A 1,328-nucleotide genomic window follows, 5' to 3' on the forward strand; every position below is an offset into this window, starting at 1 on the left:
GGCCTCCCTCCCCCGCGCCCCCTCCCTCCCCGAAAAACTTTCAAGGGGGTTGTCATTAGGGGAAGATCCTTGAGAGAAGGCGGGGCGTATACCGTCAGGCGCTTGCGGCGTCGGATCGAGATGGCGTAAAAAAGGGGCGCGGGCTTGGCTCTCGCCCGCACGGAAACCTCCGGGAGGGCTTGGTATGGACGAGCCCAATATCATCAGCAAGTTTTACCATCCCGAATGGGACGTCACCTTTGCCGTGTGCGCCTACCGCAAGGTCACCAAGGTCGAGGGGGCCAAGGCCATTGAGGCCTTTTTGATCCGCAACAACCACCGTCCCCCCCGACGCGGCGCCATGATCACCATCTATTCCCGTCTGCGCTGACCCGGCTTTCCGCCGCTCTTGGGCCTTCGCCCGACGGGGCCGGAGAGCCCATGTTCGATTATGCATCCCTGTCCGACGCGATCGCCGACGTGTTGCGCGCGCGTCTGGCCGGCCGCGTTGCGGCGCCGGAACGCCTGGCCGTGCCCGTGCCCGGAGGCATGCTTCTGTGCATGCCGGCGGCGGACGACACCATTGCCATCGTGAAAAACATCACCGTGCACCCGCACAACAAGGACCTGCCCGTCATCCAGGGCGAGGTGCTGGTCCTCGACGCCGCAACCGGCCGCAAGCTCGCCGTGCTCGACGCCAGGGAACTCACCGCCCGGCGCACGGCCGCGGTGAGCCTGCTTGCGGCCCGGCTTTTGGCGGCTGACAAACAGGGGCCGCTTTTGGTCGTCGGGGCCGGCGTGCAGGCCGTGGGCCATGCCCAGGCCTTTTGCCAGGGGCTTGGCCTGCGGGAGGTGCTGGTGGCCTCGCGCACCCGGGCCCGGGCTATGGCCATGGCGGTGGAACTCGGCGGGCAGGGCATCGCGGCGCGGGTGGCCGACGACTTGGCCGAAGCGGCCAGGGCCGCGTCCATGATTGTCACGGCCACCACCAGCCGGGAACCGGTTTTCCCGGATGTCGTGCGGGACGATGTCTTTGTCGCGGCGGTGGGATCGTTTACGCCCGAGGCGGCCGAAGTGCCGGCATCGCTTGTTTCCCGGGCCACGCTTTTCGTGGACGATCTGCCCTCGGCCCGGGTCGAGGCCGGGGATTACCTGCGCGCCGGCGTAAACTGGGAGCGCGTCATGCCCCTGGAGCGGTTTCTGGACACGCCGCCGCGCCTGTCCGGCCCCGTCATCTTCAAGACCGTGGGGCATGCCATCTTTGACTTGGCAGGAGCCAAGCATGCGATGAGGGGGAGAAGAGGCGAGGAAGAAAGTGCGAGAGGGGAAACCCTTTAAAAAGGGTTCTC

2 protein-coding genes are annotated in these 1,328 nt (G+C 66.8%); both read left to right on the top strand.

Features of this window, described 5'->3' with window-relative positions; translation table 11 throughout:
- Nucleotides 1-184 precede the first annotated feature (184 nt).
- Entirely contained in the window at nt 185-370 is a 186-nt protein-coding gene (locus DESFRDRAFT_RS20510) for a hypothetical protein (RefSeq protein WP_005997269.1), read from the top strand.
- A 50-nt stretch (nt 371-420) separates the two neighbouring features.
- Complete coding sequence (locus tag DESFRDRAFT_RS20515; protein WP_005997271.1) at nt 421-1,317, top strand: delta(1)-pyrroline-2-carboxylate reductase family protein; 897 nt, start codon at nt 421-423, stop codon at nt 1,315-1,317.
- Nucleotides 1,318-1,328: the final 11 nt, after the last annotated feature.

The organism is Solidesulfovibrio fructosivorans JJ], assembly GCF_000179555.1.
Taxonomy (GTDB): Bacteria; Desulfobacterota; Desulfovibrionia; order Desulfovibrionales; family Desulfovibrionaceae; genus Solidesulfovibrio; species Solidesulfovibrio fructosivorans.

What these genes read in the sequence shown, in the direction of transcription:
- DESFRDRAFT_RS20515 (WP_005997271.1), top strand. Translation starts at nt 421, where the DNA reads ATGTTCGATTATGCATCCCTGTCCGACGCGATCGCCGACGTGTTGCGC.
- DESFRDRAFT_RS20510 (WP_005997269.1), top strand. Translation starts at nt 185, where the DNA reads ATGGACGAGCCCAATATCATCAGCAAGTTTTACCATCCCGAATGGGAC.